The organism is Maricaulis sp. (assembly GCF_048269565.1).
GTDB lineage: Bacteria > Pseudomonadota > Alphaproteobacteria > Caulobacterales > Maricaulaceae > Maricaulis.
In genome coordinates this window covers 503,244-518,318 of sequence record NZ_JBLXIK010000002.1, presented here as the reverse complement: position 1 = coordinate 518,318, position 15,075 = coordinate 503,244, and the positions used below count along the sequence as shown (strand labels likewise).

Genomic DNA, 15,075 nt, shown 5'->3' with positions numbered 1-15,075 from the left:
CATCGCGGTGAACGCTGTTCATTTCCAAGGCACAGAACCGGAGCGTCGCATGGCCAAGATTACCTATATTGAACACAATGGAACCGAGCACAGCATCGAGGTCGCACCCGGCCTGACGGTGATGGAAGGGGCCATTCGTAACACCATTCCCGGCATTGATGCCGATTGTGGCGGTGCCTGTGCCTGCGCAACCTGTCATGTTTACGTCGATCCCGCCTGGTTCGAAAAGACCGGTTCGCGCGAGGCGATGGAAGAGTCGATGCTCGATTTCGCCGACGGCGTCACCGAGACCTCGCGGCTCTCCTGCCAGATCAAGGTTACCGAAGATCTCGATGGACTGATCGTGCGGATGCCCGAACACCAGGGCTGAGACACCGGCACCGGAACAGGCGTCGCAGCTAGCTGTCGGTCACCATCCGGGAATCGTCCTGCGTCACGCCCTTGAGGTCGAGTTCCTTTGGCGTCGCCCGGCTGCGCGCCTCGGCCGGCAGATGGCAGGCCACCAGCGTGCCCTCGCCGGGTTCTGACTTGAGCTCGACCCAGCCGCCATGCAGCTGGGCGATATCCTTCACCAGCGCCAGACCGAGACCGGCACCGCCGCGTTCGCCGCGGGCGAAGCGGTCAAACACGCTGGCCTGCTTCTCGGGCGCGATCCCCTCACCATTGTCATTGACCCAAAGCGTCAACTGATCGCCCTCACGGCGCGCGCCAATCGTGATGCTTCCGCCGGCCTGCACATGGCGCAGCGCGTTGGACAGCAGGTTCATCGCGACCTGTTTGAGACGGTTGCGGTCGGCACGCAGCAGGCCGACATCGCCATCAACGCGCACATCCAGCTTGATCGCATTATGATCGGCCCGGGCCGCGACCAGCTCGGCGGCCTCGCGGACCACCTCCTCCAGATCGACATCACCGAGGTCGAGTTCGAACTGGCCGGCATCGATCGCGGCAATATCGAGAATATCATCGATCAGCTTGGCCAGATGCGATGATGCCGACTGGATTGCCGCCATCGGCTCCTTCTGCCGATCGGTCAGCTCGCCGGCAAAGCCCTGAGCCAGCAGGTCGGCATAGCCGCCAATCGTCGTCAGTGGCGTGCGCAATTGATAGCTCACATGTTCGACGAATTCCGTCTTGATCCGCTCCGATGTCTCCAGCGCCTCGGCGCGCTCGCGCAGCGCTTCCTCGATGCGGCGGCTGTCGGTGACATCATCCCAACAGATCAGGGTCGCACCATCGGGCAATGGCCGCGTCAGATAGGTCAGCACGCGTTCGTCGGAGCGGTGCATCTCGCCGGTGACCTGTTTGCGCGCCTGCGGGCTCGGATCGGTGACGCGGGCACGGATATCGTTCCAGACACGGTCATCGGCAAACAGGGTGGCGCAGGTTTCGGCCACGGCCTCGAAATCCGGTTGGCCGTCGAGCTCGTCAGGGTCGAAGCCCCATAATTGCTCGAAAGCATTGTTGTTGAGTTGAAGCCGGCCATTGGCGCCGAACACCGCGACGGCCTCGTGCAGCTTGTCGAGCGTGGCGCGCTGGACATTGATCAGTGTGTTGTAGCGGGCCCGCAGCGCCAGCTCGTCGGTCTTGTCCTCGAAGATCAGCATCAAGCCGCCAAGCGGGTGGCGCTGGCGCGCGACGCGCAGCGTCCGCCCATCGGGGACCGGCCATAATTCGTCCGGGGTCTCATCGCCCGGCGCCGCCTCATAGCGCGCCAGCTCCTGGGCCTTCCACGCCGAGAAATCGGCCTGTTCCGGCAGGAGGCGTTTTTCACGCATGCGATCGAGCAGCTGGCCGTGACCGGGCCGGTCATTGAGCCAGGCCTCGTCGAGCTTGAACAATTTGGAGAACGCCGTGTTGTGAAAGGCTGTGCGCTTGGAACGGTCGAACACGACCACCGCCTCGGCCATGTGATTGAGGGTCTCGTCATGGGCGCGGCGAAACCGCGACAGATCGGCCTTGGCCTCCTCGCCCTCGGTGACGTCCAGCGCGAAACCGGCAGCACCACCGGAGACCGGGAAAACAAGAAACTGCATGGACCGCCGCCGGCCGCCGACCACCACCACCCGGGTATCGCCGACAACATCGGCCTTGGCGGTTGCCCGCGCGGCCTGTTCGGCCATGCCGGCATCCAGCGTTGTCTGCTTTTGCAGCACCTGGTCGACATGCTCGGCATCGACGGCGTTCACATAGGCCTGGTTGGCCCATTCCAGCCGGCCGGTCGCATTCATGCGCCAGGCGGGGAAGGGCGCACGACCGAGCATGTCGAGGAAGGCGAGCGGGTCCTTGCTGACCAGGCGCTGCGCCTCCTCCACCCGGCCCCGGGCGCCGGATTCCTCGAGACCGCGAATGGTGGAGTCCGATAGCCAGACCACGAGCTGGGTGCCGGCGGCGCGGCCATCAACTTCGAGAAACCGGCCGCCAGGCCCTAAAATCGTCAGCGAAAACGGGCTTCCCTGCCGCATCAATTCCTGAAAGCGCAAACGCAGGGTCGTCTCGTCCCCGCCGGCCGACCGAGCCTCGTAATCGGCGAGCCCTTCCATCAGCGTGCTGGCCGGATCAGGACCATCGCTGGCCTCGGCAAAGCGCAGGAGTGAAGCCAGTGCGACCGGCGATCCGAAAATGCGTGGATGGCCCCAGCCCGATTCGGCTTCATCAAAAGGCGGCTCGTCCCAGACCAGAACCAGGCCCGGATGCGCGCCAAACACACTGTCGGCGCGGGCAATCTTGTCTTCCAGTTCCGAGGTCCGCCGGCGCCATAAAGTCTGGGCTGCACGCGCGCCCGCTGTCAGCCGGTAGGCCCACATCCCGGTCGCGAAGGCAAAGGCCACAGCGCCGAGTGTGACGATCAGGGTCACGATCTGGAAGGTCTGTCCGGTCATCAATCTCGCCCTGTGGCAGGCATCTACCCCATGTTTCGAGGCCTGCACGAATCACCATGATAACGGTGCGGGGACTCGCGGGCGATGCCCGGCGCCGCAAAACTCTTAATAACTTATCAGGCGCGCGCAAAACCGCGAATAATATCCGTGCACAATGCGGAAATTGCCGGGGATAGCCGGCGCGGCCGACTGCGTGTCCCGATCAGCGGATTTGCACTTCACCAGCGCGAAATTCGAACATCACGACGCAGTTTTGCAGGATATCGACCCCGTCGAGTGGCCTGAAACGCCAGCTTGAAACCGCCCTCAATGCAGCCCGGCTGAAGGCACCGCCCGGCACGGCGCGGGCAATCCGGGCGCGGTGAACGCTGCCGTCCGAATAGACGTGAAAGCGCACCACGACCCAGCCCTGACGCCCGTTGGCATATTGCCCGGCGGGATAGACAGGTGTCGGCGCCGAGACCGCAGCCAGGGTCGAGCCCCGGCAATCTTCGGGACCGATCAGCCGGTCGACATTGGGCGGTGTCGGATAGACATCGACGGGCCGGAACGGCGCGCGTTGCGGCGCTGACGGCAACAGCCCGCCGGGCAGGCCGGCGCAACCGGCGAGAGACAGGCAAATCAGGACGAGCAGAGAACGGATCATGGCCGACAAGCTAGCGCGCAGCAGGCCCGAAGCAAATCGCACGCGCAGCAAGGTCGCCCACGGAAGCCGGGGCAGCGCGCACCACTTTTCACACCCAATATAAACTTCATCATTTCGATGGTTCTAATTCCGGCACCGAACTTGTAGGATTAATCGAAAGTTACCATTGACTGGCCCGGATTGGTACAAAACCCTGTCCGCCAGGCGTTTTACAAGGTGCGTTGCGTTATGTCGTTGTTGCCCACTGCTCATGCCGGACAGTCATTCGGTTCACGCCGGATCGATTTCATCACCGTTTCCGGAGAAGTCTCCAACTCCGATGCCGGCACAGGCCGCGTGACCGATGGTGACGGCGTTGTCCACGACATCCGCCTGATCGAACGTACCAGCGCCCTCGCCGCCGGCGATACCGCGACCGTCTTGCGGGTCCAGTCCGGTCCCAGCCGGCGCTCGCGCCCGGTCGCCATCATCAATCATTCGCGCAATGTCTGGATGCGGGCCGCACCGGATGCGACATCGATCCTGGCCCGTTCCGGCGTGACACGAACGCTGAACTGGTGGCTGTCGGTCCTGGCGCTGGCGCTGGTCGCAGTGGCCGCCGCCTGGCCGGCCCTGCACAGCTTCCTCACCGAGGTGAACGGCGCGATGATGACGGGCGTGCCGGCCTTTGACCTCTATGCCGAACTGGGTGCACGCATGCCGGGCCTCGCCAGCTGGCGGCTGGAAACGGCACTGCCATCGGGCCTGTTCGACGGTATTGCCGCCCTTGGCGTGGTGCCCATGAACCAGCTGACCGAGTGGGGCCTGGTTACCGGCGTCGCGATTCTCGCACTGGTCACGTTTTTCGCGCGTTCCTGGCGCCTGCTCTATGTGCCGGCCCTGGCACTGCTGTGCGTCGTGTCCGGCGCCATTCTCTCCAGCCCGGTCGCAACACTGCTGATGATCGGCGGCTCCGTATTGTTGTTCGTCATTGGCGGCTTCATCAACCGGGTCCGCGATGGCGGCCGCTTCAATGCCCGCGTCGAGCGCCTGGCTGAGTATGTTCTGAGCCACCCGCCCGAGGAGGGCGTCCGCAGCTCCGAAACGGCCCGCGCGGCGAGCATCGCACCGGAACCGCTGGCTGCCGCTGTCGCCGCGACCGCGATCGCGACGGCCTCAGCTGTTGCCGAAGGCGATGAGCCTGCCGCTGAAGCCGGGGATGATGCCGAGCCCGAGGCCGTGGCCGCAGATGAGATCGACCCTGCGGACGCCGAGGCTACCGATACCGATACCGCCGGGAGCGCCGCGAATGGCGAAGTTGCCGCTGATGAAAACGGCGATGACGAAACCGCCGCATCGGCCGAAATTGAAACTGCAACCGACGCCGAGACCTCATCGGATGTCGAGGCCGAGGTCGAGCCGGTTGCGGCCGTGAGCGCGGAGCCTGCAGCAGAAGAATCGGACGAGGCCCTGGACGACGCTGAGCCCGCCGCCGATGCCGCCCCTGAAGCGGAGGCGGAAGCTGGAACGGACGCCGACGCCGAGGCGGGCGATCAATCAGCTGACGCGGCCGACAGCGACATCGAATCCGAAGATGACCTGCCGAGCCTGGAAGCGGTGGCTGCCGCCGCCGCGATCAGTGATAGCGAGCGCGCGGGGCTGAGTGCCGAAGCCGATGCAGGCACAGCCAGCCTGCTGGACGACGACCGCACGATGGCGGTGGCCGCTCCACCACCGATGCCGGCACCGCCTGCCGAGACCGAAGCCCCTGCCAGCGCAGATCCGGAGCCGGCCACGCCGGAGCTGATGGCCGCAACACCGGCTGCCGAAGCCCTGGCCCCGATGCCGGCCGGCGAAATGGGTGACACGCCTGCAGACGAGCCTGCCGGGATCATCAACGCCAGCCCGGCTCCGCAGGATGTCGCCGCAGAAGCAGAGCCCGGTGAAGTCTCAGCGGAAGCCGCTGACGATGCCGAAGCGTCCGTCACCGCGGCCGCGATCGAGGATCCGATGATTGATGATGATCATGATCCGATGATGGAAAGCGCCAGCGGCGATTTCGCACCCGGCGCGCCTGAAGTTGAAGTTGATCCGGACAAGGCAGGCTAGCGGCGAACCCTCGCCGCACCGGATCAGTCGTCCTCGTGGAAGCCGGCCTCAACCAGGGCCGCCAGTGCGTCGGCGACCTCGTCGGCCTGGCTGCCGGAGGCCTCGATCCCGATTTCGGAGCCCTTGCCCGCGGCCAGCATCAACAATTCCATGATGGAATCGGCGTTCACGGTCTCGCCATCGCGCGAGACGTGGATCACCGCGTCATAGCCCTGGGCCAGCTCGACGAATTTCGCCGCCGCACGGGCGTGCAGGCCGCGATTATTGCAGATCGTCACGCGGCGCTCGGCAACACTCACTTGCCGGAGCCTTCCAGGACATTCGATGCAATGGCGATATAGCGCTTGCCGGCATCCTCGCCCATCCGGGCCAGACTATCGAGATCGGCGCGCGAGCGGGCCTCGGCCAACTTGATCAGCATCGGCAGATTGACGCCGGCAATGATCTCGACCTTGCCGGCCTCGAGCAGGGAAATCGCCAGATTTGACGGTGTGCCGCCAAACATGTCGGTCAGGACCAGCACGCCCTCACCCCGATCGGCATCGGCAATCGCCTGCCGGATATCATTCCGGCGCTTTTCCATATCGTCGTCGGGACCAATGCAGACAGCCAGAAACGCATCCATCGGACCGACCACATGCTCTGTGGCGGCCACGAATTCATCGGCCAAACGGCCATGACTGACGACGACAACTCCTATCATGCGATGCATCTAATCGCGGCTTGGCTCATCGGGGAAGCGTCTTTTTGCAACACAAGCAGCTTCATTGTCAGTGTTGCGGCGCCGCGGGCAGTTCGACGGTGAAGCGCGCACCGAGACAGGCGCCTGTCGCATCAAGCCTGTTGCTGGCGGTGATACGGCCGCCATGGGCCTTGATGATCTGCCGGGAAATTGCCAGGCCGAGGCCGGAATGGGTCCCGAAAGCCGCACCGGTCGGGCGCTCGGTATAGAAGCGCTCGAATACCGCTTCGAGATTCTCCGCCGGGATGCCCGGCCCGTCATCATCGACCGTGATGACCAGGGTGGGCTTCGACTCACGCTGGCCGCGCGTCGCCGTCACATAAACCTTGCCACCGGCCGGGCTGAAGGTGATGGCATTGTCGATCAGGTTGCGGAAGACCTGCCCCAACGGCCCTTCGCGCCCGAGCACATGACTGTCCCGAACCTGGCGCTCGAACAGGACCGGCACCGTGCTCGCAGGTGTGTCATTATAGGCTTCGGTGAGGCTCTCGAGCAGCCCGCCAAGATCAAACGGCGCCACATCCTCGCGCGCCAGCTCGGCATCGACCCGAGACGCACGGGAAATATCGGTGATCAACCGGTCCAGCCGGGCGACATCGGCGGTGATGACAGCCAGCAGGCGGTCGCGGCGGACATCATCCCGGGCCTTGGGCAGGGTCTCGGCGGCGGAACGGATGGAAGTGAGCGGGTTTTTCAGCTCGTGAGCCACATCGGCGGCGAAGCTTTCGATGGCGTCGAGGCGGTCATACAGGGCATCGGTCATTTCCGAGAGCGCGACGCCGAGCTCCCCGATCTCATCCTTGCGCGCCCTCAGATCCGGCATCTTGACCCGCCGGCCACCAGCGCGCCGGGCCTCGTGCGCGGCGCGCGCCAGCCGCCGGATCGGCCGGGCAATGAAGACGGTCAGCGCCAGCGACGACATGCCGGTCACCAGCGCGGCGATCAGGATGAAGGGCAAGAGGGCGCGGCGATCGGCTTCGATCAGCCGGTCGAGGTCATAGGATTCGATCGTCACCACCCCGACAACCGCCCGGACCGGCTGGATCGGGATCGAGACCGAGACGACGCGGCGACCATCGGGCTCACGCCGCACGCCGGCGATAATCCCGCCGGCGATCGCCTGGCGAACCTCGTCGCGCAGATCCCGGTTCAGCGCGGCGCGTTCTTCGGGAGAGCGCAGGATATCGGCAAAACCGTCGAGCAGACGTCCGGGCAGATTGCCTGCGGTCTCGTCATCGCCGGCGGGGGCGGTGCCGGCGGGCGGCAATTCGGAGGTTTCAAACACATCGGCCAGAAGATGGCTGTCGGCCACAAGGGTCGCGCCCTTGTCGAAGACAAGGACACGTGCTTCGGCCGGCACATAGAGTTGCCGCAGCAGGGCGCGGGCGTCATCATTGCGCAGAGCAGGCGCCGGAAACCCGTCCGACGCCCCCTCGGCCAGCACATTGGCGATTAATTCGCCCTGGCTACGCAGTGAATCGAGCTTGGCATTGACCAGGCCCCGTCGCGTTTCAGTCAGCGCCAGCATGCCGACGACCAGCACACCCAGGGCGACAAAATTGGCCACCAGGATGAGCTGTGCCAGACGCGACGACGCCCGGGGCGTCAGCCCACGCAGGATGGCGCGTGTTCGCCGGACGGTCTCGCGCATATCGGCGACGTCAATCTTCCTTATACCGGTAGCCCACGCCATAGAGAGTCTCGATGGAATCGAATTCCTTGTCGACTTCGCGGAACTTCTTGCGGATCCGTTTGATGTGGCTGTCGATGGTACGGTCATCGACATAGACCTGGTCGTCGTAGGCGGCGTCCATCAGATTGTCGCGGCTCTTCACATAGCCCGGCCGTGTCGCCAGCGCCTGCAGAATCAGGAATTCCGTCACGGTCAGCCGGACCGGCTCGCCGACCCAGGAACAGGCATGGCGATTGGAATCGAGCAAGAGCTTGCCCCGGTCCAGCGGCTTGCTGTCGCCCGGCTCGCCACTGGTCAGCGTCAGGGGCTCCGACGCCAGACGGGCGCGGCGCAGTACCGCCTTGACGCGCTCGCCGAGCAAGCGCTGCGAGAAGGGTTTCGCGATATAGTCATCGGCACCGAGATTGAGCCCGAGTGCCTCGTCGAACTCGTCATCTTTCGATGTCAGGAAGATGACCGGCAGGTTCGAGGATTGCCGCAGGCGGCGCAAAAGCTCGAGGCCGTCCATGCGTGGCATCTTGATGTCGAAGATTCCCAGGTCCGGCGGATCCTCGGTCAGCGCAACCAGCGCAGAGGCACCGTCATTATAGGTCCGGACATTATAGCCCTCGCCCTCAAGAAAGATCGAGACCGAGGTAATGATGTTCTCGTCGTCATCGACGAGCGCTATTGTAGCCATGCCATCTCCGCCCATTGCACCGCGAACCGGAAGCTGAATATTTCCGTTCGAGCGGCAGAATAGACGCGGCATGGCCCGCACGCCAAGCAGGAACCGCCTGAATGCGCCGGGTTCATATGCTTTTAAGCCTATTGGGCCAGTCTCGACCGCTATTCACCGGGGGTGATTATGGCTGCCGATACACATTTCGAAGTCTTCCTGAAGAAAAACCGCAAGGCCCCGTGGACCCTGTTTGAAGCGCAGGACGACCGCGAGGCGGCGATCCGGCTGGCCCACGGTGTCTTCGCCAAGAACAAGACCGGCTCGGTTCGCGTCACCAAGGAAGTCTATGACGAGGACGCGCGCACCTTCCGCTCGGTCCCGATCTGCGAGCTTGGCGCCGAGAAGTTCGCTGCCGACGAGGAAAAGGACGGGACCGCCAGCCTGCCCTGCCTCTCGCCGGAAGACCTGTCGAAACCGCACGCGCGTGACACGATCCGTCGCGTGCTCACGGCCTGGTTCGAGCGCTTGCAGGCGCTGCCGATGGAATTGCTGCACCGGCCGGATCTGGTCGAGAAGCTGGAAGCCTCCGGCACCGATCTGCAGGGCGCCGTCCAGAAAGTCGCCATCGCCAGCGCCCGCGACAGCGATGCCGATGTGCACGGCTATGTGAAACAGCTCAACGAGCTGGTCCAGATGGCCCTGACGCGCATCTACCAGGATGCCCGCGCCCAGCGCCTGCCGGACTATCCGGATTCCAAGCCGTTCAAGGACATTGCCAGCGAGATCCATGCCGGCGACCAGCGCGCCTATCTCTTGCGCGCAGCCATGGCGAACCGCCTGAAGTCCGCCAGGAAATATGGCGACAAGCTCGACGCCCTGATGGACATGGCCGACAAGCTCGGCGCCGAGGGTCCGGTTCGCGACTTCGCCCTGGCGGAAATCGACAATTATGCGGCCGAAGTCATCAGCTTCGATGCCGGCATGACCGCGCTGCTCGGACAATGCCGGGATTCGGGTGAAATGCTCGAGCGGCTGACCTGTCTGTTCGACGGTGATCCGGGGGCCGAAGCCATCAACTACGCGCCGGGTGTGTGCAAGCGCATGGCGCGTTATATCGGCAAGAGCGAAGTGGACGCCTGCCGCAGTGTCATTGCCAAAGCCCTGCTGGCAGAACTGGAGCGCCCGAAACGCCTGCGCCCGAGCAGCCTCTCCGAAGAACTCCGCCTGGCGCGGGAACTGGCGCAGAAACTGGTCATGAGCCCCGACTCCCTTCTGCCGACCGACGCCCTGATCAAGGCCTTCGCGGCACGATCCGCGCGCCTGCTGCACCCGGAAACGATCGATGAATTACTGAAACACGCGCGCGACCCGGACGAGGAAGTCGAGCGTTTGCTCGCGCTCGAGGAGAATATTGTCGGCGAGACGAACAAGCAGAAACTCGCCGGCTTTGTTCAGGGCCTGCTCGGTTCACAGACAGTTCTCGGATGGTATCTGCGCGGCCCGGGCAAGCCGCTGGAACGGCTCGCCTCGCTGACAGCGCATCAACGCCGCGTGCTCAAGGGCCACTATCCCGCTCGTGAGAAAGCGGAATTGGCGAGCGCGATCGACGCGCTGGGCATGAAAATCATTGATGAGAGCAAGATTCTCAACGCCGTTGAAGCCGGTGATCGCCCGGCACTCGACAAGGCCACAGGACTGCTTCGTCTGGCCACTGCCGGTGCCTTGCCGGCCGGCCAGTGCGCGCAGGATGCGCAGGCCCGCGCGCTGCGGCACCTGAAATCCGCAGCCGGCGCCAGCGAGGCTGCGACCGCCGAGGGCAAGGCCAAGCTGAAGCAGATCCAGACCATGCTGGTCCAGCTGGCGCCCCGTGCGAAAGCCGCCTGATGTCTGACCATACCCGCGCGCGGGGTCTCAGGCTTTTCAAGCCGCTGCACCGCCCCTAGTCTCACCGCATGTGGATCAGAACCGGATTGGCGACTCTGGCAGGACTGGCGGGCGGCAGCGCGCTGGCCTTGCTGCTCGTTTTCGGTCCGCTTGAAATTGGCGGTGCCCAGGCGGGACCCTGGCGCACCAATCTCCTGATCGGGGCGCCTGATGCCTCACCGGTCCTGCGCGCCGTCATCGCCCGGCGCGGCCTGCTGGCACTGAGCCGGTCTGAAACGGTCTATTTCAACGCCACCACCGACGATGCCGGCCGTAGGCTGCGTGAGGATTGCTCCTATCGCGTCAGCCTTGAACGCCGGCCCGATACGCGCTGGTGGAGTCTGACCCTCTATGCCGCAGATGACTATCTCGCCGTCAATGGCGACCAGGCCGCCTCGATCACGGCAGAACAGGCCGCGCCCGGCGCCGGGGATGCGATGACCATCATGATTGCCGCGACCCGGCCTGACAGTGCGCCCCACTGGATCAGTTCGCGCAATGGCGGCCAGTTCGCCCTCACGCTGCGCCTGTATCAACCCGCCGATGCGATCCGTGAGGATCCGACCCTCGCTGCCCTGCCGGTGATCGAGCGCCTGTCCTGCGGGGGCATGGGTTGATGCGCTGGTTGCTTCCCCTCGCCGCCGCACTGCTGGCCGGCATGCTCGGCTTCTGGATGACCCTGGACCGGGTGCCGGACTTCATCATGGCACGGGCCATGGACCGCATCCTGGCCGGCGGCGCTGCTCTCAACGCTGTGACCCACGCCCCGCCGGTGACCGAAACGAGCCGCGGGGTGGTCCGGCCCAGCCCGGACATCCTGTATTCGATCTGCCCCTTCGACCTGTCCACCGGCCCGCTGCTGGTCCAGGCACAATGGCCTCAGGATGGCAGTTATGCCTCCATCAGCCTGTATGATGCGCGCACCAACAATATCTTCACGCTGAGTGACCGCGACCGGGCCGCGAGCCAGGGTCGGTCGGCAGCCATCTGGCTTGACCGGCCCGGCAGCATGGCCGAACCGGATGGCGCCATCCCGGTCCGGAGCCCGAGCGATACCGGCCTGGTGCTTTACCGCCGGATCGTCGAGGACCCGTCCCGGCTTGCCGAGGCCGATGCCGGTCGCCGCAGCTTCCTGTGCGAGATCCAGCCACGCTGACCGCACATCGCCAACGAAAAACCCCGGAGCCAGGCTCCGGGGTCTCGCGTCAAACAGGCAGGGCCGAACTATTCCGGCGATGCTGCGGCATCGCTTGCCGGATCGTCCGGATCCACCAGTTTCTGGGTCAGGAAGGTGTAGAACAGGGCATCCCGCAGGGCATTCTCGGCCAGGTTGGCCGCGCCGGCATGACCGCCGGCCGTATTCTCGTAATAGAGATAGGAATGCCCGACCTCGGAGAGCAAGTGCGCCATCTTGCGCGCATGGCCCGGATGAACCCGGTCATCCAGGGTCGAGGTGTAGAGGAAGATTTCCGGGTATTCCCCGTTGGCATCGACATTGTGATAGGGCGAGATCGAGCGCAGGAAGGCGCCTTCGTCCGGATCGGCCGGATCGCCATATTCACCCATCCAGGAATTGCCGGCCAGCAGCTGATTGTAGCGCAGCATGTCGAGCAGCGGCACGCCAGACACGACCGCATTCCACAGGTCAGGGCGTTGGGTATACATCACACCGGTCAACAGGCCGCCATTTGAACGGCCATAGACTGCGAGGTGACGCGGCGATGTCAGGCCGGTCTCGGCGAGGTTCTCCGCCACCGCGATCAGATCATCATAGATGATCTGCCGCTTCATCTTCAGGCCCGCCTGGTGCCAGGCCGGCCCGAACTCACCGCCGCCGCGGATATTGGCGACGACATAGGCACCGCCATTCTCCAGCCACAGGCGGCCGTCGACGCCGGAATAGCCCGGCCGGATCGAGACCTGGAAACCGCCATAGGCGTAGAGCAGGGTTGGGGTCGTGCCATCCATCACGGTGTCTTCGCGGCGGACGACGAAATACGGGATCATCACACCGTCGGTTGACGCGGCTTCACGCTGTTCGACGATCAGGCCCTCGGCATCGAAACGTGCCGGCATGGATTTGATCGGCTCGACCGTCATTTCGGCGGAGTTGACCAGCGACAGCGTATCCGGGGTCAGGAAGCCTTCCGCGCTGATGAAGGCGAGGTCTTCATGGCTGTTGGTGCTGCCGAGCCCGATCGTCAGATTGGCCGGAACCGGGATCGTCTCGGAGGTCCAGGCGCTATTGTCAAAATGGAAGGCCTCCAGCCCGCCAACGACATTCTCGTCGATCTCGACGAGGAAGGCCGTCCGCGTCGCCCCCATGCCGCCAAGCGATTGCCGCCCCCGCGGAACATAGACGGTGTGCACGGTGGGCAATTCTCCACTCGCGGCAAATTCCGCCATGTCGAATGATAGCAGCGAGCCCTGGGTGAAGCTTTCGCCGCCCTCGACCGGCGTCCAGTCTTCCTCGATGGTGAAGACCAGCTGGCCATGGAAAATATCCTGGAGCGAGGACTTCGCCGGCAATGGCAGCTGCACCGGCGCAGCCTCATCGGGCAAATACCACCAAGTGGTATCGTAAAAAGTGACCGCCTGGGAGGCCATCATATAGACGGTGCCGTCGAAATCCTCGACGCGGAAGCTGAACAGGCCGACATCGGACCGGTCGCCGCGCACCACCTCGGTCGCGTCCGCCAGCTCTGTACCGCGCTGCCAGCGATAGGCGACGGACGGGTAGCCGGACTCGGTGGTATCGGCCTCGCTCGTCGCCAGACCGACCAGCAGCGTGTCGGCATCGACCCAGCTGACGCCGCCCTTGGCTTCCGGCGTCTCGAAGCCGCCAGCGACAAAATCACGGGCCGGGATCGAGAATTCCCGCCGCACGGCGGCATCGGTGCCGCCATCGGACAGGGTGAGCATACAGCGCTCGTAATCCGGCCCGAGGCAATTGGCGCCGCGCCAGATCCAGTTCCGGCCCTCCGCTTCCGACAGGACGTCGAGATCGAGAATAATGTCCCATTCCGGCGTCTCGGTGACGTAGCTTTCCATCGTCGTGCGACGCCACAGTCCATGGGAATGGGTCGCATCCCGCCAGAAATTCCAGACATAGCCGCCGTAGAAGGCACCGTGCGGGATGCGGTCCTCGCTCTGATAGATCGCCAGCGCCTCGTCAAACATGCCCTGATAGCGCGGATCGCCCTGCAACCGGTCGAAGGTCCGCTCATTCTGTTCCTCGACCCAGGCGAGGGCTGGCTCGCCCTCGACCTCCTCCAGCCAGAGGCGTGGATCGTTTTCCGGATCGATCTGGACGATCTGCCGGCCGGTTCCGGCGGCGGGGGTCTCAGGGGTCACGCTGTCTCCATTGTCCACGGCCGGCTGGGTGCACGCTGCCAGCAGCAATGCTCCTGCCGCCGCCATCAACTTGCTCGTCATTGAACGCATCGCTGAATTCCTTCTGCCGATTTGCGGCGCAGTAAAGCCCGGTCTGATGCTGGACGTAAAGCCGTCTCGGCGCTATCGCAACAGGATGAAAGCACGATTGATCAATGGCGCCGGTAATGCCTTCATCCTTGCCGATGCGCGTGACAGGCCATCGCCGACCCGCATTGATGCCGCCCGGATTCGCGCATGGGCGCAGCGCTGGGCCTTTGACCAGCTCCTGGTGCTGGAGAAGTCGGGCCGCGCCGATGCCTTCATGCGTATCTGGAATTCCGATGGCGACGAGGTCGGCGCCTGCGGCAATGGGACACGCGCTGCCGCATGGCGGATGATGGAAAACGGTGCCGGCGACCGGATCGCCCTCGACACGGCCGCGGGCGTGCTGCTGGCCAGCCGCACGCCGGGCCATGAGGTCAGCGTCGATATGGGCCCGCCCCGGCTCGACTGGCGCGACATTCCGCTGGCGCGCGAGATGGATACGGTCAGCCTCGACTTTTGCACCGAGGTCGATGGCGTCCGGATCGAGAATCCCGGAGCGGTGAATATGGGCAATCCCCATGCCGTCTTCTTCGTGCGCGATGTCGAAAGCCTGCCGGTTGAAAGGCTCGGGCGGGAGGTGGAGTACGATCCGGTCTTCCCGGAACGCGTCAATGCCGGCTTCGCCCAGATTCTCGACCCCGAGCATATCCGCCTGCGCGTCTGGGAGCGCGGGGCCGGGCTGACGCCGGCCTGCGGCACCGGGGCCTGCGCCGCGCTGGTTGCGGCCCACCGCCGCGGTCTCGCCGGACGGCGCGCATCCATCACCGCCGATGGCGGCGAGTTGTTTGTCGAATGGCGCGAAAGCGACGGCCATGTCATTCTCACCGGTCCGGTCGAGGACCAGGGCGAGATCGAACTCGATCTCTGAACACCGGCTGTTGTCGCAAATGTAACTTTCGGGCCAGACTTATCCTTATATTATCCAGTTACTTCGCCGCCTCTCTCGCGCGGCGGCACAGA

13 protein-coding genes are annotated in these 15,075 nt (G+C 64.6%); 6 read left to right on the top strand and 7 right to left on the bottom strand.

Annotated features, from left to right (window positions below):
• The first annotated feature begins 49 nt into the window (after window positions 1-49).
• Window positions 50-370 (top strand): 2Fe-2S iron-sulfur cluster-binding protein, encoded by a 321-nt coding sequence (locus ACN0YL_RS06015; protein WP_417467741.1) that lies wholly within the window; start codon window positions 50-52, stop codon window positions 368-370.
• Window positions 371-398: 28 nt separating this feature from the next.
• On the opposite strand, the gene ACN0YL_RS06010 is transcribed toward ACN0YL_RS06015, so the two are convergent.
• Window positions 399-2,882 (bottom strand): ATP-binding protein, encoded by a 2,484-nt coding sequence (locus ACN0YL_RS06010; RefSeq protein ID WP_417497344.1) that lies wholly within the window; start codon window positions 2,880-2,882, stop codon window positions 399-401.
• A 202-nt stretch (window positions 2,883-3,084) separates the two neighbouring features.
• The gene (locus ACN0YL_RS06005; protein WP_417490382.1) at window positions 3,085-3,528 is read right to left on the bottom strand and encodes a TonB family protein; all 444 of its coding nucleotides are present in this window, start codon (window positions 3,526-3,528) and stop codon (window positions 3,085-3,087) included.
• 228 nt (window positions 3,529-3,756) lie between these two features.
• Here ACN0YL_RS06005 and ACN0YL_RS06000 point away from each other — a divergent pair, with 228 nt between their 5' ends.
• Complete coding sequence (locus ACN0YL_RS06000) at window positions 3,757-5,616, top strand: hypothetical protein (RefSeq protein WP_417497343.1); 1,860 nt, start codon at window positions 3,757-3,759, stop codon at window positions 5,614-5,616.
• 23 nt (window positions 5,617-5,639) lie between these two features.
• On the opposite strand, the gene ACN0YL_RS05995 is transcribed toward ACN0YL_RS06000, so the two are convergent.
• From ACN0YL_RS05995 to ACN0YL_RS05980, 4 genes are all read right to left on the bottom strand, one after another.
• On the bottom strand, window positions 5,640-5,915 hold the full coding sequence (locus ACN0YL_RS05995; protein ID WP_417467746.1) for an HPr family phosphocarrier protein: 276 nt from the start codon (window positions 5,913-5,915) through the stop codon (window positions 5,640-5,642).
• Window positions 5,912-6,319, bottom strand: a complete 408-nt coding sequence (locus tag ACN0YL_RS05990; protein WP_417467747.1) for a PTS sugar transporter subunit IIA — start codon at window positions 6,317-6,319, stop codon at window positions 5,912-5,914. The genes ACN0YL_RS05995 and ACN0YL_RS05990 overlap by 4 nt, the downstream gene beginning before the upstream one ends.
• A 67-nt stretch (window positions 6,320-6,386) precedes the next feature.
• Complete coding sequence (locus tag ACN0YL_RS05985) at window positions 6,387-8,009, bottom strand: stimulus-sensing domain-containing protein (RefSeq protein WP_417490380.1); 1,623 nt, start codon at window positions 8,007-8,009, stop codon at window positions 6,387-6,389.
• 10 nt (window positions 8,010-8,019) lie between these two features.
• Entirely contained in the window at window positions 8,020-8,730 is a 711-nt protein-coding gene (locus tag ACN0YL_RS05980; protein ID WP_417467749.1) for a response regulator transcription factor, read from the bottom strand.
• A 168-nt stretch (window positions 8,731-8,898) separates the two neighbouring features.
• Between ACN0YL_RS05980 and ACN0YL_RS05975 the strand changes: the two genes are divergently transcribed.
• From ACN0YL_RS05975 to ACN0YL_RS05965, 3 genes are all read left to right on the top strand, one after another.
• Window positions 8,899-10,596 carry a hypothetical protein gene (locus ACN0YL_RS05975; protein WP_417497342.1) on the top strand — a complete coding sequence of 566 codons (1,698 nt, stop codon included), beginning with the start codon at window positions 8,899-8,901 and terminating at the stop codon, window positions 10,594-10,596.
• Window positions 10,597-10,682: 86 nt separating this feature from the next.
• Complete coding sequence (locus ACN0YL_RS05970; protein ID WP_417497341.1) at window positions 10,683-11,252, top strand: DUF1214 domain-containing protein; 570 nt, start codon at window positions 10,683-10,685, stop codon at window positions 11,250-11,252.
• Entirely contained in the window at window positions 11,252-11,791 is a 540-nt protein-coding gene (locus tag ACN0YL_RS05965) for a DUF1254 domain-containing protein (protein WP_417490377.1), read from the top strand. The genes ACN0YL_RS05970 and ACN0YL_RS05965 overlap by 1 nt, the downstream gene beginning before the upstream one ends.
• 68 nt (window positions 11,792-11,859) lie before the next feature.
• Here the strand turns inward: ACN0YL_RS05965 and ACN0YL_RS05960 are convergent, their stop codons facing one another.
• Window positions 11,860-13,989, bottom strand: a complete 2,130-nt coding sequence (locus tag ACN0YL_RS05960; RefSeq protein ID WP_417490376.1) for a prolyl oligopeptidase family serine peptidase — start codon at window positions 13,987-13,989, stop codon at window positions 11,860-11,862.
• Window positions 13,990-14,164: 175 nt separating this feature from the next.
• Between ACN0YL_RS05960 and dapF the strand changes: the two genes are divergently transcribed.
• The gene (gene dapF / locus ACN0YL_RS05955; protein ID WP_417490375.1) at window positions 14,165-14,983 is read left to right on the top strand and encodes a diaminopimelate epimerase; all 819 of its coding nucleotides are present in this window, start codon (window positions 14,165-14,167) and stop codon (window positions 14,981-14,983) included.
• Window positions 14,984-15,075: the final 92 nt, after the last annotated feature.

What these genes read in the sequence shown, in the direction of transcription:
- ACN0YL_RS06015 (WP_417467741.1), top strand. Translation starts at nt 50, where the DNA reads ATGGCCAAGATTACCTATATTGAACACAATGGAACCGAGCACAGCATC.
- ACN0YL_RS06010 (WP_417497344.1), bottom strand. Translation starts at nt 2,882, where the DNA reads ATGACCGGACAGACCTTCCAGATCGTGACCCTGATCGTCACACTCGGC.
- ACN0YL_RS06005 (WP_417490382.1), bottom strand. Translation starts at nt 3,528, where the DNA reads ATGATCCGTTCTCTGCTCGTCCTGATTTGCCTGTCTCTCGCCGGTTGC.
- ACN0YL_RS06000 (WP_417497343.1), top strand. Translation starts at nt 3,757, where the DNA reads ATGTCGTTGTTGCCCACTGCTCATGCCGGACAGTCATTCGGTTCACGC.
- ACN0YL_RS05990 (WP_417467747.1), bottom strand. Translation starts at nt 6,319, where the DNA reads ATGATAGGAGTTGTCGTCGTCAGTCATGGCCGTTTGGCCGATGAATTC.
- ACN0YL_RS05985 (WP_417490380.1), bottom strand. Translation starts at nt 8,009, where the DNA reads ATGCGCGAGACCGTCCGGCGAACACGCGCCATCCTGCGTGGGCTGACG.
- ACN0YL_RS05980 (WP_417467749.1), bottom strand. Translation starts at nt 8,730, where the DNA reads ATGGCTACAATAGCGCTCGTCGATGACGACGAGAACATCATTACCTCG.
- ACN0YL_RS05975 (WP_417497342.1), top strand. Translation starts at nt 8,899, where the DNA reads ATGGCTGCCGATACACATTTCGAAGTCTTCCTGAAGAAAAACCGCAAG.
- ACN0YL_RS05965 (WP_417490377.1), top strand. Translation starts at nt 11,252, where the DNA reads ATGCGCTGGTTGCTTCCCCTCGCCGCCGCACTGCTGGCCGGCATGCTC.
- dapF (WP_417490375.1), top strand. Translation starts at nt 14,165, where the DNA reads ATGAAAGCACGATTGATCAATGGCGCCGGTAATGCCTTCATCCTTGCC.